Below are 22,687 nucleotides of genomic sequence, written 5' to 3' on the forward strand. Positions count from 1 at the left end.
TGCCCACACCCGTCCCCCGTCGGCAGACCGCCGAACGAGGCATGGTCACCGCTCTTCTGGCGGTGTCGTTCCTCACACTCGCCGTCACGGCCGTGGTCCCGAACGTGCCCGCCATGATCGCGGCTGCGGTCGTCTCCATCGCCGTCGAGGTGTTCCTCTACCGCTCGCAGCGGGGCCTGGTCGCGATGTTCGCCAAGATGCACGTGGACACCACGGTGCGCCATCTGCTGCGGGACCTGCTGATCGTCGTCGCCCTGGTCCGCCTCCAGGAGCAGAACGACGAGAGCGGGCTGGCCGCGCCGCTGCTGGTGCTGCTCGCGTTCTACGGGCTGCACTTCGCGATCCAGGCCGTCTCGGTGGTCGTCCGCCGGGCGCGCACCACTCCGGTGCTCACCAGGAACATCGACACCTCCGGTCTGCCGCTGACCGCCGCCCCGCCCGCGCTGCTGCTGCGCCGTCCCGGGCACCGGCTGCTGATCCTCGGCCTGCCCGCCACCGCGGGCCTGCTGGGCGCCGGGGCGAGCGGCGAGGCGCTGTGGGGCGTCGCCGGCGTCGGGGTCTCCGCGCTCGCCGCGCTGGCCGGCCTGGTCGTGCTGGGCAGCCACCTGCTGCCGGGCCGCCGTTCGCCGTCCGAGGCCGCGGTGCTCAAGTGGTTCGACAAGTGGCTGGCCGAGTACAAGCCGACCCACGGCATGTACTTCTCCGGCGGAGCCGCCTCCGCCTACCAGGCGAACATGTGGCTCGACTCGCTGGCGAAGCTGGACGGGCGCCCGGTGATCGTGCTGCGCGAGCGCTTCATGATGCAGAAGATCACCGCGACCGACATCCCGATCGTCTGCCTGCCGCAGGTCCACCACCTGATGCGCCTGGAGCACTCCACGCTCCAGGCCCTGATCCACCCGTCGAACTCGGGCAAGACCTCGCAGGTGCTGCGCATCCCGACGATCAAGCACACCTTCGTCAACCACGGCGAGAGCGACAAGCTGTCCTCCTGCAACCCGTACGCCAAGGCGTACGACGAGGTGTGGGTGGCCGGTCCCGAGGCCCGCGAGCGGTACGCGCTGGCCGACGTCGGCGTCGAGGACAAGGACATCGTGGAGATCGGCCGTCCGCAGCTGGACGGGATCGTCACCTACAAGGGCGCCCCGCAGGGCGAGTACACCGACGTCCTGTACGCCCCCACCTGGGAGGGCTGGGACGGCAACCCGGGCAACACCTCGGTGGTCGCGGCCGGCGAGAACCTGGTCCGGGCGCTGCTGGCCGACCCCAAGGTCCGCCTGGTCTACAAGCCGCACCCGCTGACCGGTTCGGTCGACCCGCGGGCCGGCGCCGCCGACCTGCGCATCCGTGAGCTGATCCTGGCCGCCAACCGCGAGCGCACCGGCCCGCGTCCCGGCCCGGAGGCCGTGGCCGAGCTGGCGCGGCGGACGGCGGAGCTGGACCGGCTCACCACCTCCACGTTCCGGGAGTCCGCGGACAACCTGGAGCGGATGATGCTGCAGACCGCCCCGGAGCCGGGGCGCGCCGCCGCGGTCACCGCGGCCACCTCCGCCTGGGTGGAGGCCTACTGGGCGGCGCTGCCCGAGTGGGAGCACCAGATCGTCACGGACGCGCGTCCCGACATCCAGACCTGCTTCAACCGGGCGGACCTGCTGATCAGCGACGTGTCCAGCGTGATCTCGGACTACATGGCGAGCGGCAAGCCGTACGCGGTGGCCAACACCTCCGGGCTGAGCGAGACCGCCTTCCGCGAGGCGTTCCCGACGGTGCGGGCGGCGACGGTGCTGACGCCGGACGCGGCGGGTGTGCCGGCGCTGCTGGAGCTGGTGCGCGACCCCGAGCTGGACGACCTGCAGGAGGCTCGCGCGGAGCTGAAGCTGCGACTGCTCGGGCCCTCCGAGCCGCCGTCGCAGGTGCGGTTCAACGAGGCGATGCGGGCGCTGTGCGAGTCCGCGCTGCAGCACCGCCGCCGGATGACCGAGCGGGAGGCCCACATCCCCGGCCAGCGGGCCGCCGCCCCCTCGGGCGACCCCGAACTCACCACCGGCTGACCCTCCCCGCCCCGGCCCGCCCGGGTGCCCGTCCCGTCCCGGACGCGGCACCCGGGCGGTGCCATGTCCGCACCCGGCGGGCACGGCGGGCCCCGCGTCACCGGGCGTACGGCGGCGGCACCGCGACGGACTGCGGCATTTGAGGCGTAGGGCGGCAGCGCGGCGGACGGCGGCATCACGGCCGGACGGCGGCATCACGGCCGGACGGCGGCGGCGCGGCGGCGCGGCGGCGCGGCGGCGCGGCGGACGGAGTCAGTGCACCTGTTCGGCGGCCGGAGCCGCTCCGCCGCCCGCGGGGGCGTGCGGCTCAGCGGCGGCGGAGCCGGACGGTGTGCGGTAGCCGCGCAGGGGCGGGTTGAGCGCCCAGACGGCGCCGATCGCCAGGGCGGCGGAGAGCCCGCCGAGGACCAGGGAGACCGACGCAGAGGTGGCCGAGGCCAGCAGGCCGCCACGGAGGTTGCCGAGCTCGGGGCCCGCGACGCCGATGACGTGCTCCACCGAGGAGACCCGCCCCCGGTACGCGTCCGGGGCCTCCCGCTGGACCAGGGCGCCACGGGTGACCACGGACACGGTGTCGGCCGCGCCCGCCACCGCCAGGCATCCGAGGGCCGCCCACAGAGGTCCCGTCAGGCCGAAACCGGCGAGCGCCAGGCTCCAGACCACCGCCGCGGACAGCTGGACCAGGCCGGCACGGCGGCGGCGCGTGACCGTGCCGGACAGCAGACCGGCCGTGATCCCCCCGACCGCCACGGCCGAGAGGAACAGGCCGAGGGTCTGCGGATGACCCCCGTAGCGGACCTCGTTGACCAGCGGGAAGAGCGCGACGGGCATGGCGAGCAGCGTCGCGGACAGGTCGGTGGCCATCGAGCCCCACAGCGTCGGGCGGCGCAGCACGATCCGCCAACCGCCACGCTCCGGCCGGGGCCTGCCGTCTCCCGTCCCGGCTCCCGCGGGCGGCATGGCGGGCAGGCGGAGCAGCGCGAGCGCCGAGACCGCCACGGCCGCGGCCTGGACCGCGTAGGCGCCGGCGTAGCCCCAGTGGGCGATGACCAGCCCGGCCGCCGCGGGGCCGGTCAGCATCGCCGCCTGGAACGAGACGCTGGTCAGCGCGAGCCCGGCCGCGACCTGGTCGTCCGGCAGCAGCCGGACCGGGAAGGTACGCCGGGCGGGAGCGCCGAGCGCGCCGCAGCTCGCCCCCACGGCCACCAGGGCGAGCAGCACCGGCACGCTCCGATTCTCCGCCAGGGCCTGGACGCACAACCCGGCGGCGGCCAGCAGCTGGCCCGTGGTGGTGGCCCGCACCACCGTGCGGCGGTCGAAGGCGTCCGCCACCGTGCCGCCGATCAGCCCGAACAGGACCATCGGCACGCCGGTGGCCAGCCCGATGGCGCCGGTGCCCACCGGGCTGCGGGTCAGTTCCCAGACCTGGGCCAGTACCGCCACGGTGGCCGCCTGCCCGCCGAACTGCGCGGCGGAGGTGCCGATCCACAGGTCGCGGAACGGCCGGCTGCCGCGCAGCGGGCGGGTGTCGAGGAACCGCGGGCCGAGGCGCCGGCTCATCGAGGGGGCTCAGCCAGGTGGTGGAGGATCCGCCGCCGCATCGACCGGCGCTCCAGCGCCCGCCGCACCTCCTCGACGACGGCGGTCATGGCGTACGGGACCTCGCCGTCCAGCTCGGCGACCGTGGCGTGGGTGGCGCGCCACTCCGCCTCCAGGAACGGCACCAGGGAGCGGCCGCGCTCAGTCAGGTCGATCCGCCGGGTACGGGCGTCGGGCCCGGGCTCGGAGGTGACGAGACCTTCCTTGCGCATCGCCGCGACGGTCTGGCTGATCGCGGAGTGCGAACGGTCCAGCGACTGCGCCAGCTCGCGGATGGTCAGGGGTCCGGTGTGGGCGAGCCGGATCAACGGATAGGCGAACCGCGGCCGCACGCCCTCGATGCCGCGCTCCACGTAGACCTGCTCGATCTCTGCGTCCATGGCCGCCAGGAGCTCGTGCAGGGAGTGCCAGGGGTCGGGTCGCGTGGTGGGGTCCGAGGATGTCACAGCGCTAATATAACAGCGCTGTGACATCGAGTCGGGAGGCAGCCGTCGTCAGCCTTCGGGGGCGCCTTCGTCAACGTGTGGCCTCCGTCGACGCCCCCGTCGCCCCGAGGGCGGCGCCGGGGGCGTCGACGGGGGTCAGTGGCTGGGGACCTCGGCGGGGGCGCCGGCGCGGGCCTGGCCGAGGTTGCGGGCCTCGGCCTTGAGGGCGAGGGCGGCGACGGCCGCGTTGAACCGGACCAGGGACGGCGGCTCGTCCGCCCCCAGCAGGTACTCCTTGAGCTCGCGCCGCGCCCCGGCGAGGACGTCCGCCGCCGGGTCCCGTACCGCCGCGAGCAGCTCCTCCAGCTCCGTCGCCTCGTTGGAGAGGATCACCGCCGCGCGGACCGCGGTGTTCTGCCGGACGAACTCCTCCGCCCCCAGGCCGGCCGAGTCCACCACCGCGTACGGTTTGCCGCTGGCGATGAAGTCGGAGACCACGCTGGAGATGTCGGAGACCATCGCGTCGGAGACGTTGAAGCAGTCGTACAGCAGCGGCTCGGCCCCGGTGATCACCCGGTGCTCCCACTCGGGGAAGGACCGCCAGTACGCGTCGTTCCACCGCGCGCGCAGCCGGGCGATCTCGTCGTAGACCGTGAGGTCCGCCACCCCGTCCCGGGTGGCCACCGCCTCGTCGCCGTCGGTCCCGCCGCCGGAGAGCTCGGCGAGCCGCGCCTCGATGCGGGCCAGCTCCTCCCGCGCCGCCTCCACCGCCGCCTCGTCACGGACGAAGCCGGGGTCCAGTGCCCGCGCGGCGGCCGCCTGCTCCACCAGCGCGGTGAGCCGCTCGTGGGCCTCCTTCGCCCTGGGGCTGCGGGTGCCGGTGAAGGGGTGCGGCTTGTACAGCACCCGCACCGGCCGGTCCGCCGCCAGCAGCCGCCGGACGATGTTCTCGCCGGCCGCCATCAGGGAGGTGTTGCCGGGGGCGTCGTCCCAGCCTTCCCAGGTGGGCGCGTAGAGCACCGTCGGCACCCCGGTCCGCTCCCGGCGGCCGGCCCGGATGGGGGCCAGCTGCGGGCGGCCGACCTCGACGACGTCCTCGTCGCGGACCCCGACGTCCACCACGGCCCACCGGTCGCGCCCGGCCCGGCCGGCCGTCCAGACCTCGTCGTAGACCTTGCTGTACGGGTTGACGCTGGCGACCTTGTCGCTGTCGCCGTGGCCGATGAAGGCGTGCTTCATGGTCGGCACCCGCAACAGGTGGATGTTCTTGCCGACGTTGGCCGCGTACAGCGCCACCCGGACCGTGGACAGGTCGAGGTTCATCAGGTGGACGCCGCCGGGCACGCAGACCACCGGGACGGTGGTGGGCGCGAGCCGCTCCAGCACGACCCGCTCCCGCAGGACGATCAGCGGCCGGGTGTCCAGCCGCTCCATGGTCTCCAGCCACATGTTGACCTGGTAGGCCGACTCCTTGGCCCCGGAGAAGTACAGGACCGTCTCCGGCCGGTAGGCGCGCAGCCAGGTCTCCATCGCGTCGAGCACCGACTCGGCCGAGGGGGCGCGGCGCGGCCCGATCAGGTACGGCAGCAGGACCACGGTGTAGAGCCCGCCCAGACCGAGGGTGGCGACGATGCCGAGGCCGCCCCACAGGCCCTGGCCGAGGAAGGCGGAGAGCAGGCCGCCCACGAAGACCGGCAGGTCGAGGTGGAGCATCTTCTCGCCGGAACGATGCAGCAGGCGCCGCGAGGGGGCGTCCGGTATCCGGACGGCCGTCGCCAGGGCGATGTTCCGGGTGGCCACCGGCAGCGTGCGCCGGATCCTGATCAGCGCCACCAGCGCGCCGTGCACCGCCTGCAGTCCGTAGAAGCTGATGAAGCAGGCGACCAGGGCGTAGAAGAACACCCCGTACGCCAGCCCCAGCCGGGCCAGCAGCAGGACCAGGATCAGCTGGCGCACCAGGAAGCGGATGGCCAGGCCCGCCCGCACCATGCTGAGCCGGTTGACCAGGTAGCTGTTGCGGCGGTGCAGGTAGTGGTCGGCCCCGTAGGTCACGGCGGCGGCGACGGAGAACAGGGGGATGTTCGGCAGCAGCGCGGCGATCATCAGGGCGGGGAAGCCCACCACGATGAGGGCGGCCGCGGCGACCAGTTCCCCCACGCTGCCCACCCGGGCGGCGCGAACGGCTGTCGATATCACGTCTGACCTTGCTCCTGGAGAGGTGCCGGCTTGGTGCGTGAACGGTGGGCGCATAACTCCGACAGTTCCGGAAAAGACCGTGCGTTTTCCCGATTGGTGCGACTCGTGCGGTATTCAGCTGTTCAGGTGATCAGGCCCCTGCCGTCGCACCTCTCGATGCAGCCACAGAGGCCTGAACGATTTCTGGCAATTGCGGCCGATTATGCCACGCCGTCGTGCCGGTCAAGAACAGTAGCGAGTGCCTGCTCGAAGCCGGACGCCTGGCCGGCGACCGCCGTCGGATCCTGCTGCCGCACGTCGATGACGTGACCGGTGAGGTCGGAGAGCAGCACGTCCAGCGAGGTCCGGGCGACCGCCCGGGAGGAGAGGAGCGAGTCCACCGGCTCCTGGCCGAAGGCCTTCGTCCGCATGGGTGTCGCCGTGCGTTCGGGGTTGACGCAGTTGACCCGCACCCCGTCGGCGGCCCACTCGTCGGCCAGCGCCTGGGTGAGGTTGACGACCGCCGCCTTGGTGGAGGAGTAGAGGCTGTAGTCGGCGCGGCCCCGGGTGTAGCTGCTGGAGGTGTAGAGCAGCAGCTGGCCCTTGGTCGCGGCGAGGTACCGGTACGCCGCGCGGGCGATCTGCACGGGAGCCAGGTAGTTGACCCGCAGGGCCTCCAGGATGGTGTCGTTGTCCGTCTCGTCGAGCCTGCCGATGCGCAGCACGCCGGCCGTGTTGATGACGTAGTCGATCCGGCCGCTCTCCGCGTAAGCCTTGCTGAGCGCCTTCTCGACGTCCTCGGCGTTCTCCACGTGCGTGCCGGTGGTGGAGCGGCTCAGCGCGTACACCGAGGCGCCGTACCCCGCGGCGAGGTCCGCGACGTCCTTGCCGATGCCGTAGGAGCCGCCGAAGACCACCACCGTGCGCCCGGTGAGCAGCTCCCGGTAGCACTCCTCGCCGCGGGGCTCCGGGGCCGCCGTGGAGGCCAGCTGGAAGAGCTTGTCGGCGATGAAGACGTCCACCGGCTGGGTGACCTTCATGTTGTACTCGTCGCCGGCGACCACGTGGATGGGCACGTCGGGCAGGTACTTGAGGACCACCGAGCAGTCGTCGGTGGCCTGGAAGTGAGGGTCCTGGGCGGCGATCTCGTAGGCGTGACGGATCGTCGAGAGCTTGAACGCCTGGGGCGTCTGGCCGCGGCGCAGCCGGGAGCGGTCAGGGATCTCGGTGATGAACTCCCCGTCCTCCCCGTGGGTGCGGGTGACGATGATGGTGTCCGCCGACGGGATCGCCACGTCCACCGCCTGGTAGCGCTCCAGTGCGCGCACGCACGCGTCGATGACCCGACGCCCGAGCAGCGGGCGCACCGCGTCGTGGAAGAGGACGTCGAGGTCCTCCCCCTCGGCGAGGCCCTCCCCCAGCACCTCGATGGCGCGCCGGGTGGTCTCGTTGCGGGTGGCGCCGCCCTCGACGATCCGCCGCACCTTGGTGAACCCCGCGCGCTCCACGATCCGCTCGACGTCCGGCACGTAGCCGGGCGCCATCAGGACCACCACGTCGTCGATGGAATCGGTCTGTTCGAACGTGTGCAGGGTGTGCTCGATGACCGCCTTTCCGGCGATCTTGATCAGCTGCTTGGGAATCTGCAGCCCGACCCGCTGCCCGGTTCCGCCGGCGAGGATCACTGCGGTCGTGCGAGGAACGGTTATGCGCTGCGACACGGGAGATTCCATCCTTGGCATCAGCGGTCCGGGCTCGGGAGATCGGGTGATCCCCCACCACTTGGTACCACACTGCCTTCGTGGTTTCGTTTCCCGCAAACAACCTGCTCACACGCATTCCGCCTGCGTACCAGGACGCACAAGCGGAATACATTCTTTCGATTCTCGACCCATATGCGCTAATCGGCGAACAGGTGTATCAAAAACAGATCCGGCCGGATCTCCCCGCTGAGCGGGGCGGATCCGGCCGGAATTCGGTGTGTCGGAGTGACTAGAAAGGCTTGAAGTCCTCGAACTCCTGGGTGGCGTCGTCGCGCTCGGCCTGGCGGTCGCGGCGGCGCTGGGCGGCGGGGCGGGGCTCCTCGAAGCGGTGGTCCTCGCCGCGGCGGCCGAGCATCTCGGCGCCGGCGGTGACCGTCGGCTCCCAGTCGAAGACCACGGCGTTGTCCTCGGGGCCGATGGCGACGCCGTCGCCGGACCGGGCGCCCGCCTTCATCAGGGCCGCCTCGACGCCGAGGCGGTTGAGGCGGTCGGCCAGGAAGCCCACGGCCTCGTCGTTGTTGAAGTCCGTCTGCCGCACCCAGCGCTCCGGCTTCTCGCCGCGGACGCGGTACAGGCCGTCCTCCTCACGGGTGACGGTGAAGCCGGAGTCGTCCACCGCCTTGGGCCGGATGACGATGCGGGTCGCCTCGTCCTTGGGCTTGCGGGCGCGGTGCTTGGCCACCAGCTCGGCCAGCGCGAAGGAGAGCTCCTTGAGCCCCGTGCGGGCCACCGCGGACACCTCGAAGACGCGGTAGCCGCGCTCCTCCAGGTCGGGGCGGACCATCTCGGCGAGGTCCTTGCCGTCCGGCACGTCGATCTTGTTGAGGACGACCAGCCGGGGGCGCTTGTCCAGGCCGCCGCCGTAGCTGCGGAGCTCCTCCTCGATGACGTCGAGGTCGGAGACCGGGTCGCGGTCGGACTCCAGGGTGGCGGTGTCCAGCACGTGGACCAGCACGCTGCAGCGCTCGACGTGGCGCAGGAACTCCAGGCCCAGGCCCTTGCCCTGGCTGGCCCCCGGGATGAGGCCGGGGACGTCGGCGACGGTGTAGACCGTCGAGCCGGCCGTCACCACGCCCAGGTTCGGGACCAGGGTGGTGAAGGGGTAGTCGGCGATCTTCGGCTTGGCGGCGCTCATCACCGAGATCAGCGAGGACTTGCCGGCGCTCGGGTAGCCGACCAGGGCCACGTCGGCGACGGTCTTGAGCTCGAGGACGACGTCCCCGGCGTCGCCCGGCTCGCCCAGCAGCGCGAAGCCGGGGGCCTTGCGGCGGGCCGAGGCCAGCGCCGCGTTGCCGAGGCCGCCGCGGCCGCCCTGGGCGGCGACGAAGGACGTGCCCTCGCCGACGAGGTCGGCCAGCACGTTGCCCTGCTTGTCGAGCACCACGGTGCCGTCCGGGACGGCCAGGACCAGGTCCTCGCCCTCCTTGCCGGCACGGTTGCCGCCCTCGCCGGGCTTGCCGTTGGTGGCCTTGCGGTGCGGGGAGTGGTGGTAGTCGAGCAGCGTCGTGACCGACTGGTCGACGACCAGGATCACGTCGCCGCCACGGCCGCCGTTGCCGCCGTCCGGGCCGCCCAGGGGCTTGAACTTCTCCCGGTGCACGGAGGCACAGCCGTGGCCCCCGTTACCCGCGGCGACATGCAGTTCGACGCGGTCCACGAAGGTGGTCATGGTCAGGTGCCTCCAGTACGTCAAGTCTTGGGTCAGACAAGTGCTCGCGTGTCGGACAACACGCGAAAGGCGGACCTACTTCCCCGGAGGGAAGTGAGGTCCGCCTCGCGAATGAGTTCGGTCAGCCTGCTCAGGCGACCGGAACGATGTTCACGACCTTGCGGCCACGGTGGGTGCCGAACTGCACCGCACCGGCCTCGAGGGCGAACAGCGTGTCGTCGCCGCCGCGGCCGACGCCCGCACCCGGGTGGAAGTGGGTGCCGCGCTGGCGGACCAGGATCTCACCGGCGTTGACGGTCTGACCGCCGAAGCGCTTCACACCGAGCCGCTGAGCGTTGGAGTCGCGACCGTTCCGGGTGGACGATGCGCCCTTCTTGTGTGCCATGTCTCCTCAGTCCCTTACTTCGCAGCCGTGGGGATCGACGTGACCTTGATCGCCGTGTACTGCTGGCGGTGGCCCTGCCGACGACGGTAGCCCGTCTTGTTCTTGTAGCGCAGAATGTCGATCTTCTGGCCCTTGTGGTGGTCCACGATCTCGGCCTGGACCTTGATGCCGTCCAGGACCCACGGGTCGCTGGTGACGGAGTCGCCGTCGACAACGAGCAGGGTCGAGAGCTCGACCGTGTCGCCAACCTTGGCAGTGGAAATCTTGTCAACCTCAACGATGTCGCCCACAGCAACCTTGTGCTGGCGACCACCGCTGCGCACGATGGCGTACACGCGGATCTCACTCTCTCGCTCGGAAACGGCACCCCCGCAGTCCAGCCTCCCTGTGACAAGGGACCGGCCTCTCCCGGGGCGCGGCACGAAGCCTGCGGCCGGCCGGGAGGAATGAGGTTTACGGGGATGTGGCGTGTCGATGGACACGCCGAGGGTCAAGGTTACGGTGACCGGGGCTGGAGGGTCAAACCGGCCCCGACCCGCCCCGACCGGCCGCTCTCAGCGGTGCAGGTGCCGCCACCCGTCCCAGGCGGAACGGATCATGTCGTCCAGGTCGTGGCGCGCGGACCAGCCGAGTTCGGCGGCGATCCGCTCGGAGGAGGCCACCACGCTCGCCGGGTCGCCGGCGCGGCGCGGGCCGATCTCGGGCGTCAGGTCTTCGTTGCCGGTGACCTTCAGGATCTGGTCGATCATCTCGCGGACCGAGCTGCCCTCGCCCCGCCCGATGTTCAGGACCAGCGCGGTGCCCGCCTCGGCACCGGCCAGGCGCCTCGCGGCGGCCAGGTGGGCGGAGGCGATGTCCAGGACGTGGATGTAGTCCCGGACGCAGGTGCCGTCCGAGGTGGCGTAGTCGTCGCCGAAGACCACGGGCGCCTGACCGGCCTCGACGCGGCCGAAGACCATGGGGACGATGTTGCTCGTGCCGACGTCGGCCAGTTCGGGTGCGGCGGTGCCGGCCACGTTGAAGTAGCGCATGGCCGCCGACCGGATGCCGTACGCCCGGGAGGCGGCGGCGATCAGCCACTCGCCGGTGAGCTTGGTGGCGCCGTACGGGTTGATGGGGGCGCAGGGGGTGTCCTCGGTGACCAGGTCCACGTCGGGCATCCCGTACACGGCGGCGGACGAGGAGAAGACGATGCTGCCCACGCCGGTGGCGGTCATCGCCTCCAGCAGCGTCTGCAGCCCGGTGACGTTCTCCCGGTAGTAGTGGAGCGGCCGCTCCACGGACTCCGCCACCTGCTTCTTGCCCGCGATGTGCACCACGCCGGTGACCCGGTGCTCGCGCATCGTCCGCTCCAGCAGCGGACCGTCCAGGACGCTGCCCGTCACCAGGGGCACGCCCGCGGGCACCCGCTCCGCGAAGCCGGTGGACAGGTCGTCGAACACCACGACGTCCTCCCCGCCCTCGGTCATGGCGCGCACCACATGGGCGCCGATGTATCCGGCGCCGCCTGTGACCAGCCAGCTCATGTGTGTACCTCCTGGGTGTCGACCGGCGTCCAGACTCCCCCATCGCCCCGGCGGAAGCGAGCCGGGTGCGCCGCCGCGGTGGACTCGCGGGCCGGGGGCGCCGCGGGTTGAATGGGGAAACGCCCTGATTGTCCCTGGCCGCCCTGCCCGCCCGTCCACGGAGCCCCGCCCATCCCCGGAGGTGCCGCCGGTGTCCGCCCAGCACGACAGGAGTCAGCACGAGGACGTGCCCGACATCAGCGTCGTGGTCATCGTCTACAACGACGAGCGGCGTCTGCCGGACGCGGTGCGGTCCGTGCTGGAGCAGACCCTGCGCAACGTCGAGGTGGTGATCGCCGACGACTGCTCCACCGACGGGTCCTTCGAGGTGGCCCGGCGGCTGGCGGCCGCGTCGGACCGGGTGCGGGCGCTGCGGCTGCCGGAGAACAGCGGCGGCTGCGGGGAGCCGCGCAACCAGGGCGTCGCGGCGGCCCGCGGCCGCTACGTGATGTTCCTGGACAGCGACGACACCCTGGAGCCGAACGCCTGCCGCAACATGCTGGAGGCCGCCGAGGACACCGGCGCGGACCTGGTCTCCGGGCTCTGCCTGCGGGTGCACGTGGACAGCCGGTGGGGCACCACCGCCCCCTGGTACCCGTGGCTCTACCGCAGGACCCGCACCCTGGACTCGATCGCCGAGCTCCCCGACCTGCTGGTCTACGACACCCTGTCGACCAACAAGTGCTACCGCCGCGCGTGGCTGCTGGCCGAGGGGCTGACCTTCCCCCGCGGCATCCACTACGAGGACCTGCTCTTCTCTGCCCGCGCCTACCTGGCCGCCTCCCGCATCACGCTGATCCCCAACACGGTCTACCACTGGAACGTGGTGCGGAAGGCGGAGGCCAAGTCGATCAGCAACCGCCGGCACGAGATCAACAACTTCGCCGACCGGCTGGAGATCCACCGCCGGATCGACCGGATCCTCGCCGCCGAGGGCCACGAGGAGCTGCGGCTGCACAAGGACCGCAAGTTCCTCAAGCACGATCTCGTCCTCTACCTGCGCGAGCTCCCCTTCCTGGACGACGACTACCGGCGCCGCTTCGCCGAGATGGCCGACGGCTACCTCCGTGAGTTCCCCGAGGAGGCGTACGAGGGGCTGTCGCCGGTCCACCGGCTGTGCGCCTACCTACTGCTGCGGGAGGACTGGGAGCACCTGATGCCGGCCGTCGACACCCTGATCAACAGGAACAAGGTGTCCAGTCCGCTCGTCGAGCGCGACGGCCGCGTCTACTGGTGCGAGGAGCACCTCGACGACCCGCTGGGCCGCGCCGTCCTGGACGTCACCGACCTCGACCTCCACGACAAGCCGGTCTCCCGGCTGTACCTGCGCAACGCGCTCACCGGCTACCGCGAGTCGCCCGAGGGCGTCACCCTGTCGGGCGCGGTCGTCAACCCGCTGGGCGCGGTCGCGCCGGACGCCCGGCTCACCGCCGAGCTGGAGTTCCGGGCCCGGCGCCGCAGCCTGCGCTCCTTCCGCTTCCGGGTGCGCTCGGTGCGCCACCGGGGCCGGTCGATCACCTGGGAGGCGGACGTGCCGCTGGCCCGCAAGCTGCGGCCGGTGGGCGTCCTGGACGACGTGTGGGACGTGCGGATGCACCTCACCGTGGACGGCGAGCGCACCACCACCCGCCTCACCGCGGGCCGCACCGACCTCGGCGCCGACGAGGACGGCACCGTCCGGGTGCGGCCGCTGCTGAGCCGGCTGGCGGCGGACCGCCTCCGGCCGCGGGTCTCCTCCCACGGCCACCTGGCCTTCCACCTGGTGCAGCACGGCACGCTCCCCCGGCGCACCTCCGGCCTGCTGCGCCACCACATGCAGAGCCCGCCGGCCCGGCTCACCAAGAAGGCGCTGCGCGGCGCCCTCGCCCTGCGCGAGGAGCTGCGCTCGGGCCGCCGCAAGATCGACGCGTACCACCGGATGATCCGCGTGCTGCCGGTCCGCAGGGGCACGGTCGTCTTCGAGAGCCACCTCGGCAAGCAGTACGGCGACAGCCCTCGCGCCCTGTACGAGGAGCTGCGCCGCCGCGGCGTGCCGGTGCGGGCCGTCTGGTCGTACCAGGGGTCGCCCAAGGGCTTCCCGGCCGACGCCGAGCTGGTGCGCCGCTGGTCCTGGCGGTACATGAGGGAGCTGGCCCAGGCCGAGTTCTGGATCGACAACCAGGGCTTCCCGCTGAAGCTGGCCAAGCGCCCCGGGACGACGTACATCCAGACCTGGCACGGCTCCGCGCTCAAGCGGATGGGCTTCGACGCCCCTCAGCTGCGGACCATGCCGGAGGCCGAACGGCGGCTCTACCAGCGGGCCGTGGACCGCTTCGACCACTTCGTGGTCCGCGGGCGGCACGACGAGGTCACCCTCGCCCAGGCCTTCCGGATCCCGGACGAGAAGCTGCTGCGCACCGGCTACCCCCGCAACGACGCCCTGGTGCGGGCCCGCGAGTCCAGCGCGCCCTCCCGCCGGGCGGAGGAGCTGGCACTGCGCCTGGGCGTCCGCCGCGACCTGCCGGTGGTGCTGTACGCCCCGACCTTCCGGGCGCTGGACGGCGGCGGGGTGCGCTCCTTCGAGTTCCCCTTCGACGTCGAGGAGTTCGCGCGGCGGTTCGGCGACCGGCTCACCCTGCTGGTCCGCACCCACTACCTCAACAGCGTCACCCTGCCGCCCTCGGTCCACAGGCGGGTGATCGACGCCGGCCGGGAACCCGACATCACCCCTGTGCTGCTGCTCGCGGACGTCCTGGTCACCGACTGGTCGTCCGTGATGTTCGACTACTCGCTCCTGCAGCGGCCGATGGTGTTCTTCACCTACGACGAGGAGGAGTACACGGAGGGCCGCGGCACCTACTTCGACCTGTCCGAGGAGGCGCCGGGCCCGGTGGTGCGCACGGCCGACGAGCTCTTCGAGGTCCTCTCCCGCCTGGACGACCCGGCGGGCCCGGCCGCGTACAAGGCGCGGCTCAAGGAGTTCATGACCCGGTACGGCGAGTACGACCAGGGCGACGCCGCCGCCCGGATCGTCGACCGTTTCTTCGGACCGGAGGAGGCACGGTGACGCGCGACATCGTCCTCGTCGGCAACGAGGTCAACGAGCTGGGCGGCGTGGGCCGCTGGCAGACCTCCATGGCGCGGCTGTTCGCCGAGCGCGGGCACCGGGTGACCGTGGTCGGCGTCGCCCCGCCCGGCGCGCCCTTCGCCCTGGGCGAGGAGCCTCCCTTCGACACCCTCACGCTGCACCGCGAACGCCCGCCCGCGCCGCGGCGCACCCGCGGCCTGCGACGGCTGGACCTGGCGGCGGTGCGTCACGAGGCGCTGCGGGAGCGGGAGATGCGGGAGGCCGCCGGGCGGCTGTCCGCCGTCCTGCGCGCCCGCCGACCCGGCGCCACGGTGATCGTCACCCAGGTGTGGGCGATGGAGTGGGTCGCCCTCGCGGACACCTCCGGCCACACCGTCATCGGCATGAGCCACGAGTCGTTCGACACCTCCCGGGGCTCCTCCCGCTTCGCCCGGGTCAAGGAGCACTACCGCGACGTCGACCGGCTGCTGCTGCTCACCCGCGAGGACGCCGACCGGTGGATCGGCCAGGGCTTCAACCACGTCGGCTTCATGCCGAACCCCACGCCGCTGCGCTCCCCCGCCCCTTCGCCGCGCACGGACCGGACGGTCGTCTCCATCGGGAGGCTGGGCTACGAGAAGGGCGTCGACATGCTGCTCGACACCTGGGCCGAGGTGGCCCCCCGGCACCCCGGGTGGCGGCTGCGGATCCACGGGGCCGGGCCGGACGAGGAGGCCCTGCGGCGGCAGTGCTCCGAGCTGGGCCTGGACGGTTCGGTGGAGTGGGCGGGGCTGACCGAGGACGTCGCCGGGGCGCTGCGGCGCTCGTCCGTGTTCGTCCTGTCCTCCCGCGGGGAGGGCTTCCCGCTGGCCCTGCTGGAGGCGATGTCCTGCGCGGTGCCCTGCGTCGCCTTCGACTGCGCTCCGGGCGTCCGCGAGATCGTGCGGGACGAGGAGGACGGCCTGCTGGCCCGCCCGGGCAACGTCCTGGAGCTGGGCCGTCACCTGGACCGGCTCCTGTCGGACGCGGCCCTGCGCGACCGGATGGGCGAACGGGCCCGGGAGAACGTGCGGCGCTTCTCCCCCGAGGCGATCACCGACCGGTGGGAGCGGCTCTTCGACCTGCTGGAACGCTGAGCCCGGGACGCCCGCGCGGTGGGGCGCCGCGGGGCCGCGCGGCAGGAGACCGCGAGGCCGGGGAAGCGGGAAGCCCGCCGGTTCCGCTCCCGGGTGGGGAGGGGAACCGGCGGGCTTCCTGGTGCGGCGGGGCCGCCGTGATCAGTCCTCCGTGGAGGCGGTGACCGAGGACGGCGCCTGCTGCTCGGCGGCAGCGGTCTTCTTCGCCGTCTTCTTGGCGGCGGCCTTCTTCGTCGTGGCCTTCTTGGCCGTCGACTTGGCAGCCGTCGTCTTCGCGGTGGTCGCCTTCTTGACGGCGGCCTTCTTGGCCGGCGCCTTCTTGGCGGCCGTCTTCTTCACCGCGGCCTTCTTGGCGGTCTTCCGGGCCGGCTTGGCCTCCTCCGAGCCCTCCTCGGCACCGGCCTCCGCGGCCTCGGGAGCCTCAGGGGCCTCCGCGACCTCGGCGGCGTCCTGGCCCGCGGCCGGGAGGACCACCACGGCGGCCTCCTCCGACGCCGTCGGCGCCGTCGCCTTGCGGACCGCGCGGCGACGCGGACGCGCCGGGGGCGCGGCCTCGGTCACCGGCTCGGCGGCCTCGGCGGCGGGCTCCGCGACCGGCTCGGCCTGCGGCTCGGCGGCGGGGGCCTGCTCGACCACCGTCACCGCGGCCTCCTCGGCGGCGGCCGTCGCTCCGGCCGGCGCCCCGGCGGGCGCGGAGACCCGGCGGGTGGCGCGGCGGCGACCACGACGGGGCGCCTCCTCGGCCTCCGGCTCGGCGGCCTCACCGGAGGGCACCACCGGGTCCTGCACGGCGGCCGGCTCGGCCTGCGCCTCGGCGGCGGGCTCGGCGACCACCGGACGGGCGGCCTCCTCGGCGGCCGTCACGTCCTGCGCGGTCGGCTCCGCCTGCTCGGCGGCCTCGGCACGGGCGTCCTGGGCGGCCTGCTCGGCCCGGCGACGGCTGCGCGCCTGCGCCTTGGTCTCGCGCGGCTCGCGGGTCTCCCGGGCCTCGGTCTCCTCGGCACGCGGAGCGCCGGCGGGCGACGTGGCCCGGCGGCTCGTCCGGCGGCGACCACGGCGGCCGGCCGCGGCCTCCGCCTCGGCGACGGAGCTGTACAGCTCCTCGTCCGCCGTGAAGTCGGGCGCGGGCAGCTCGACCGGCTCCTCGGTGGCCTCCGTGACGGTGGACGCCTCGCGCTCGAGCTCGGCCTCCTCCTCGGCGGAGGGGGCCTCGGCGATCAGGTCGGACGGCTCGTGCTCGTGGGGCTGCTCCTGCTGCCCGTCACGCGAACCGCCGCGCTTCTTCTTCTTGCCACCGCCACCGCCGCCGACGGCGGTCGGCTGCTCCATGTGGACGACCAGGCCGCGGCCGTTGCAGTGGACGCAGGTCTCGGAGAAGGACTCCAGCAGACCCTGGCCGACCCGCTTGCGGGTCATCTGCACCAGGCCCAGCGAGGTGACCTCGGCCACCTGGTGCTTGGTCCGGTCCCGGCCCAGGCACTCGAGCAGGCGCCGCAGCACCAGGTCGCGGTTGGACTCGAGCACCATGTCGATGAAGTCGATGACGATGATGCCGCCGAGGTCGCGCAGCCGCAGCTGGCGGACGATCTCCTCGGCCGCCTCCAGGTTGTTCCTGGTGACGGTCTCCTCGAGGTTGCCGCCCTGACCGGTGAACTTGCCGGTGTTGACGTCGACGACGATCATCGCCTCGGTCCGGTCGATCACCAGCGAGCCGCCGCTGGGCAGCCAGACCTTGCGGTCCAGCGCCTTGGCGAGCTGCTCGTCGATCCGGTACGTGGCGAACACGTCGACCTCGGAGGTCCACCGCTGCAGGCGCTCCGCCAGGTCCGGCGCGACGCCGGCCACGTAGCCGTGGATGGTCTGCCAGGCCTCGTCGCCGCTGACGACGACCTTGGTGAAGTCCTCGTTGAAGATGTCGCGGACGACCCGGACGGTCATGTCCGGCTCGCCGTAGAGCAGCGTCGGCGCGTTGCCCTTCTTCGCCTTCTGCTGGATCTCCTCCCACTGCCCCTGCAGACGCTCGACGTCGCGGCGCAGCTCGTCCTCGCTGGCGCCCTCGGCGGCGGTGCGCACGATGACACCGGCGTCCTCGGGGACGATCTTCTTGAGGATGGTCTTCAGCCGGGCGCGCTCGGTGTCGGGCAGCTTGCGGCTGATCCCGGTCATCGACCCCTCGGGGACGTAGACCAGGTAGCGGCCGGGCAGCGAGACCTGGCTGGTCAGGCGGGCGCCCTTGTGGCCGATCGGGTCCTTGGTGACCTGGACCAGGACGGACTGGCCGGACTTCAGAGCGGTCTCGATGCGGCGCGGCCCGTGGGCCATGCCGAGCGCCTCGAAGTTGACCTCGCCGGCGTAGAGCACGGCGTTGCGGCCCTTGCCGATGTCGATGAAGGCGGCCTCCATCGACGGCAGGACGTTCTGCACCTTGCCGAGGTAGACGTTGCCGACGTAGGAGGTCGACTGCTCCTTGTTGACGTAGTGCTCGACGAGGATGTTGTCCTCGAGCACGCCGATCTGGGTGCGGTCGCCGTGCTGGCGGACCACCATCACGCGCTCGACGGCCTCGCGGCGGGCCAGGAACTCGGCCTCGGTGATGATCGGCACGCGGCGGCGGCCCTGCTCGCGGCCCTCGCGGCGGCGCTGCTTCTTCGCCTCCAGGCGGGTGGAGCCCTTGATGGACTGCACCTCGTCGGCGGCGGAGTCACCGGGGCCGGAGCGCTCCTCCTTCTTGCGGGGCTCGCGGACCTTCACGACGGTGCGCTCGGGGTCGTCCTGCGACGCCTCGGCCTCGGGGGAGGAGTCGCCGGCACGACGGCGGCGGCGACGACGGCGGCGGGAGCTGCTGGAGCCGCCGGACTGCTCGCGCTCGGTGTCGCCCTCGCGCTCGTCCTCGTCGACGTCCTCGGAGGCGTCCGAGGTGTCCTCGGCGATCTGCTCCGCGGTGTCCTCGGCGTCCTGCTCGGCCTGCTCGACGGCGGTCTCGTCGGTGTCCGCCTCGTCGGCGGAGTCGGCGTCGCGCTCGCCGCTGTCGGCGTCGCCGGACTCGCCGCGACGACGGCGGCGGCCGCCCCGGCGGCGACGGCGGCGGGAGCCGGTCTCCTCGTAGTCGCCCTCGCCCTGGTCGCCCCGGTCGGCCTGCTCGGCGTCCTCGGCGGACTCCTCGTCCGCGGCCTCCTCGACGGGGGCGGCGGGCGCGGCGGGCGCCTCGGCGCGCGGCTGCTCGGCGGCGGGGGCGTTGTCCTCACCGCCGCGGCGGCGGCGGTTGCGGCGGCGGGCGCCGGTCTGCTCGGTCTCCTCGGCGGACTCCTCCACCGCGGCGGGCTTCTCCGGCTCGGTGTCCTTGGCGGCCTCCTGCGCGGCCTCGTAGGCGGCGCGCTCCGGCGTCTGGAACATCGGCTCGGTGAAGACCGGGGCCCGGAAGACGGGGGCGGCGGCCGGACGGCCCTGGCGGCGCGGGGCCTCGCTGTCGGCACCGCGCGGCGCGGTGAAACCGCCCGCGGGGCGGCGCACGGCACGGCGGCGGGGACGGCGGCCCTCGGCCTCGTCCTCGGCGACCTGCTCCGCGGCGGCCTCGGCCTTCGCGGGCTTGGGCTCGGCGGCCCTCGTCGCGGCGGCCTTGGTCTCGGCCTTGGTCTCGGCCGCCTTGGTCTCGGCGGCGCTCTCCTCGGCGCGGCGCTCCTCGGCGCGGGCGAGCTCCTCCGCGGACGGGGCGGCGGCCGGACGGGTGGCACGGCGGCGGGTACGGCGCGGCGCGGCGGAGGTCTCCGCCACGGCGGCCGGGGCCTCGGCGGCGGGGGCCTCGGCCTCGGCGGCGGCCTCCTCCGTCTGCTCGGCCTCGTCCTCCGGCTCCTCGACCGCGGAGGTCTCGGCGGCGGGGGCCTCGGCGGGCGTGACGACCTCGGCGGCCTCCGGGGCGCCGGCGGGCGCGGAGGCGCGGCGCACGGCACGGCGACGGCGCGGGGCCGGAGCCTCCTCGGCGGGCGTCTCGGTCGCGGCCGGGGTCTCGGCCTGCGTCTCCTCGACGGCGGTGTCCTCGTCCTTGGCGACGGCGGCTGCCTGCTCGGCGGCCGACGGCGCGGTGGAGGGGCGCACGGCGCGGCGACGGGTACGGCGCGGCGCGGCGGCGGGCTCGTCGGCGGCGGGGGCCTCGGCCTCGGCGGCCGGGGTCTCCGCGGCCGGCTTGTCGGCGGGCTTCTCCGCGGCCGGGGTCCCGGCGGCGGTGTCGGCACCGGCCTCGCCGGGCGTACCGGCGGGCGCCGCGGCGCGGCGGACCGCACGGCGGCGGCGCGGGGCCGGGGCGGCGTCCTCGGCGGCGGGCGCGCCTGCCTCGGCGGCCGGAGCCGACGCGGACTGCTCCGCGGCCGAAGCCTCGGTGGCGCCGGTGCTGTCCATGGCGGCGGCCTCGGTGGCGCCGGTGCTCTCGGTGGCCCCGGTCGGCGGACCCGCCGGCCGGGACGCGGCCCTGCGCCGACGACGCGGCGGCAGGGTGTCGCTGGGGCTGTTGTTCTGTTCGGAACCCTCGTTGGTGGGTTCGGTCGGTCCGAGCATGCGGGCGTATCTCCCGTCAGGCTCCCGGGCGCCGCGCCTGGTCCGGCGGGTACCGGTGACGTCCGCGGCTCGCGCGATGCGCGTCGCCGCCGTCCGGGGCGCGGGCGCCGCACGGGAGCACTACTAGTCCTGTCTCACCGGTTCCGTACGCCGATTTGCGGACGGCCTGGCGAAAGTCTTGTGGTGTCGTGCGCGCTGCCCGACCCAGGTGGCTCCCGAGTTCGAGGGCGGCGCTACGGCGTTCGTCCCTACGCGGGACCTTCCGGCGCCGGCGCCTGCGCGGCGGCAGAGGGATCTGCCTCGCGGTCGGGCGCGAGCGGGTCGGTCACCGTGCCGGTCTCTTCGTCGAAGAGCCCCTGCGCCAGCCTGGTCACCGCTGCGGGGACCGGCGGCGCCAGGTCAGCCACCACACGGAGGCCGGACAGGACGTCGTCGGGTCGCACGGCAGGCGTCACGTGCCGAACAACCAGGCGCAGTATCGCACAGGGGTGGTCACCGGGCCCATCGTCGCCACCGGCGGCCCGGGCTTCCAGGCTGACGACGGCGCCGCGGGCGTCGAAGGTACGGACACCGTTCTTGGCCATGCGCTGCACTTCGACGGTCTCGGCCTTCTCGAAGGCCTCGACCGCGCGGGCGGCGTCCTCGTGAGCCACGCCTTCCAGGCGAAGCTCCCACACGGATGCCGTGAGCCGGTCGGCGAGGCCGGAGGTGCGGGCCTGCACCGCGTCGATCACGTCGAGCCCGTCGGGCAGCGACTCGTCGAGCAGCTCACGCAGCTTCTGCGGGTCACGCGGCTCGGTGAGCGCGATCTCCAGGTATTCCGCCTCACTGCCCGTGCCGGTGGGTGCGGCATTGGCGTACGACACCTTCGGATGCGGCGTGAACCCCGCCGAGTACGCCATGGGTACGTCGGCGCGGCGCAGCGCGCGCTCGAAGGCGCGCTGGAAGTCGCGATGGCTGGTGAACCGGAGGCGGCCGCGCTTGGTGTAACGCAGTCGGACGCGCTGCACCGCGGGTGCCGGCGGCGGGCCTTCGGGCTGTCGCTTGCCCAGTGCTCTAATCCTTCGTGAGTGCGGTCGTACTGCTACCAAGAGTACGCGCTTCCGGGCGGCCGAGTTCCCGCCGGTCCGCCGTACCCGCCCGCACCGAAGCCTCGCGGGGGGCTCCGAACAGGGCGGTGCGCAGCTCACGGCGCACCTCACGGACCGTCACGCGGGCGACGGCGAACGCCTTCCCGACGGCGCGGCCCGCCTCCCGGAGCACCTGGCCGACCGGGCGCAGCACGGCGTCCCGGACGAATCGCCCGGCCGGCGCGAGCACCGCCCGGAAGGCCCGGCGGACCGGCTCGACGAAGATCCACCGCAGCAGCGTGGCGAGGAGGCGGCCCACCGCCAGGGAGATCCGTCCGGCGATCCGCCAGGCGTGTCCGAGCGCCTCCCCCACCTCACGGGCGACGACCGCGAGCACCCGCCCGACGGCGGTGAGCGGCGCCACCACCAACCGTTGCATCAGCCACCCCAGCACCGCCGCGGCGCCCCGGACGGTCCAGGCGATCCCGCGGCCCAGCGGCGCGAGCACCCACCGGTACAGGGCGACGGCCGGGGCGACGAGCAGCCACCGCACCAGCCACGCCGCGGCCGCGCCGAGCGCACGCAGCACGGCCCACATCCCGTGGGCCAGCCACCGTCCGGCGTGTCCCAGCGGGGTGAGGACATGCCGGTACAGCCACCGGGCGCCGTCGGCGAGCCGCCGCCCCAGCCACCGCAGGGCGTGCCCGGCCGGGGTGAGCGCCCACCGGTACAGCAGGACCGCCGGGGCCAGCAGCAGCCACCGCACCAGCCACACCACGACCACGGCGGCGCCGCGTCCGGTCTCCCGCAGCACCCACCACGCACCGTCGAGGAGCAGGGCGACACCGCGCCCGATCCCCGTCAGCACCCACCACAGGCCGCGCCCGACCGGCGTGAGGATCCAGCGGTACAGCCACCGGGCCGGCGTCACCAGCAGGACCCGGCCCAGCCAGGTCACGGCGCGTGTGAAGCCGCGCCACAGCGGGGCGAGGAGGGCGGTCCGGACGAAGCGCCCGGCGACGACCAGCAGGTCCCACACCATCCGCAGCGGCAGCAGCACGACGAGCGCCACCAGCCGCACCGGCAGCCGCACGGCCGCCACCAGGCATCCCTCGTCACGGCGTGCCGCGACGGGTTCCGTCTTCTTCTCCAGGTCCACGTCCTGTCAGACGCGCGGACGGTGCTCCAGGGTGCGTCCCGTGACGGAACCGGTACGCACGACGCCGCCGCCGGCTCCCGTGCGGGTGCCGGCGGC

Annotated in this window: 14 protein-coding genes; 3 read left to right on the forward strand and 11 right to left on the reverse strand. The window is 73.5% G+C overall.

Going from position 1 to position 22,687, the window contains the following annotated elements:
* Nucleotides 1-41: 41 nt before the first annotated feature.
* On the forward strand, nucleotides 42-2,051 hold the full coding sequence (locus tag ACFRAV_RS24645) for a hypothetical protein (RefSeq protein ID WP_382558433.1): 2,010 nt from the start codon (nucleotides 42-44) through the stop codon (nucleotides 2,049-2,051).
* A 252-nt stretch (nucleotides 2,052-2,303) separates the two neighbouring features.
* Here ACFRAV_RS24645 and ACFRAV_RS24650 read toward each other — a convergent pair whose 3' ends face one another.
* The 8 genes from ACFRAV_RS24650 to galE all read right to left on the reverse strand — a co-directional run bounded on the left by ACFRAV_RS24650 (nucleotide 2,304) and on the right by galE (nucleotide 11,593).
* Nucleotides 2,304-3,611 (reverse strand): MFS transporter, encoded by a 1,308-nt coding sequence (locus tag ACFRAV_RS24650; protein WP_382558434.1) that lies wholly within the window; start codon nucleotides 3,609-3,611, stop codon nucleotides 2,304-2,306.
* Nucleotides 3,608-4,096 (reverse strand): MarR family winged helix-turn-helix transcriptional regulator, encoded by a 489-nt coding sequence (locus tag ACFRAV_RS24655; RefSeq protein WP_382558435.1) that lies wholly within the window; start codon nucleotides 4,094-4,096, stop codon nucleotides 3,608-3,610. The genes ACFRAV_RS24650 and ACFRAV_RS24655 overlap by 4 nt, the downstream gene beginning before the upstream one ends.
* Before the next feature lie 135 nt (nucleotides 4,097-4,231).
* Entirely contained in the window at nucleotides 4,232-6,271 is a 2,040-nt protein-coding gene (locus ACFRAV_RS24660; RefSeq protein WP_382558436.1) for a hypothetical protein, read from the reverse strand.
* Between the two features lie 200 nt (nucleotides 6,272-6,471).
* Nucleotides 6,472-7,971, reverse strand: coding sequence for an SDR family NAD(P)-dependent oxidoreductase (locus tag ACFRAV_RS24665; RefSeq protein ID WP_382558437.1), 1,500 nt, complete (start codon nucleotides 7,969-7,971; stop codon nucleotides 6,472-6,474).
* Nucleotides 7,972-8,242: 271 nt separating this feature from the next.
* Complete coding sequence (obgE, locus tag ACFRAV_RS24670) at nucleotides 8,243-9,682, reverse strand: GTPase ObgE (protein ID WP_382558438.1); 1,440 nt, start codon at nucleotides 9,680-9,682, stop codon at nucleotides 8,243-8,245.
* A 130-nt stretch (nucleotides 9,683-9,812) separates the two neighbouring features.
* On the reverse strand, nucleotides 9,813-10,067 hold the full coding sequence (rpmA, locus tag ACFRAV_RS24675) for a 50S ribosomal protein L27 (RefSeq protein ID WP_108955339.1): 255 nt from the start codon (nucleotides 10,065-10,067) through the stop codon (nucleotides 9,813-9,815).
* Between the two features lie 14 nt (nucleotides 10,068-10,081).
* Nucleotides 10,082-10,402 carry a 50S ribosomal protein L21 gene (gene rplU, locus ACFRAV_RS24680; RefSeq protein WP_351114485.1) on the reverse strand — a complete coding sequence of 107 codons (321 nt, stop codon included), beginning with the start codon at nucleotides 10,400-10,402 and terminating at the stop codon, nucleotides 10,082-10,084.
* Between the two features lie 219 nt (nucleotides 10,403-10,621).
* Complete coding sequence (galE, locus tag ACFRAV_RS24685; RefSeq protein WP_382558439.1) at nucleotides 10,622-11,593, reverse strand: UDP-glucose 4-epimerase GalE; 972 nt, start codon at nucleotides 11,591-11,593, stop codon at nucleotides 10,622-10,624.
* Between the two features lie 190 nt (nucleotides 11,594-11,783).
* Here galE and ACFRAV_RS24690 point away from each other — a divergent pair, with 190 nt between their 5' ends.
* Both ACFRAV_RS24690 and ACFRAV_RS24695 read left to right on the forward strand, forming a co-directional pair.
* A complete protein-coding gene (locus ACFRAV_RS24690) occupies nucleotides 11,784-14,678 on the forward strand; it encodes a CDP-glycerol glycerophosphotransferase family protein (protein ID WP_382558440.1) in 2,895 nt (964 codons plus the stop codon).
* On the forward strand, nucleotides 14,675-15,814 hold the full coding sequence (locus ACFRAV_RS24695; RefSeq protein WP_382558441.1) for a glycosyltransferase family 4 protein: 1,140 nt from the start codon (nucleotides 14,675-14,677) through the stop codon (nucleotides 15,812-15,814). Before ACFRAV_RS24690 ends, ACFRAV_RS24695 begins: the two co-directional genes overlap by 4 nt.
* Before the next feature lie 141 nt (nucleotides 15,815-15,955).
* Here ACFRAV_RS24695 and ACFRAV_RS24700 read toward each other — a convergent pair whose 3' ends face one another.
* The 3 genes from ACFRAV_RS24700 to ACFRAV_RS24710 all read right to left on the reverse strand — a co-directional run bounded on the left by ACFRAV_RS24700 (nucleotide 15,956) and on the right by ACFRAV_RS24710 (nucleotide 22,591).
* Nucleotides 15,956-20,362 (reverse strand): ribonuclease E/G, encoded by a 4,407-nt coding sequence (locus tag ACFRAV_RS24700; protein ID WP_382558442.1) that lies wholly within the window; start codon nucleotides 20,360-20,362, stop codon nucleotides 15,956-15,958.
* 248 nt (nucleotides 20,363-20,610) lie between these two features.
* The gene (locus ACFRAV_RS24705) at nucleotides 20,611-21,372 is read right to left on the reverse strand and encodes a TIGR03936 family radical SAM-associated protein (protein ID WP_382558443.1); all 762 of its coding nucleotides are present in this window, start codon (nucleotides 21,370-21,372) and stop codon (nucleotides 20,611-20,613) included.
* A 46-nt stretch (nucleotides 21,373-21,418) separates the two neighbouring features.
* Nucleotides 21,419-22,591: a hypothetical protein gene (locus ACFRAV_RS24710; RefSeq protein WP_382558444.1), complete on the reverse strand. Its 1,173-nt coding sequence runs from the start codon at nucleotides 22,589-22,591 to the stop codon at nucleotides 21,419-21,421.
* Nucleotides 22,592-22,687: the final 96 nt, after the last annotated feature.

The organism is Streptomyces sp. NPDC056600 (assembly GCF_042792855.1).
Lineage (GTDB): Bacteria > Actinomycetota > Actinomycetes > Streptomycetales > Streptomycetaceae > Streptomyces.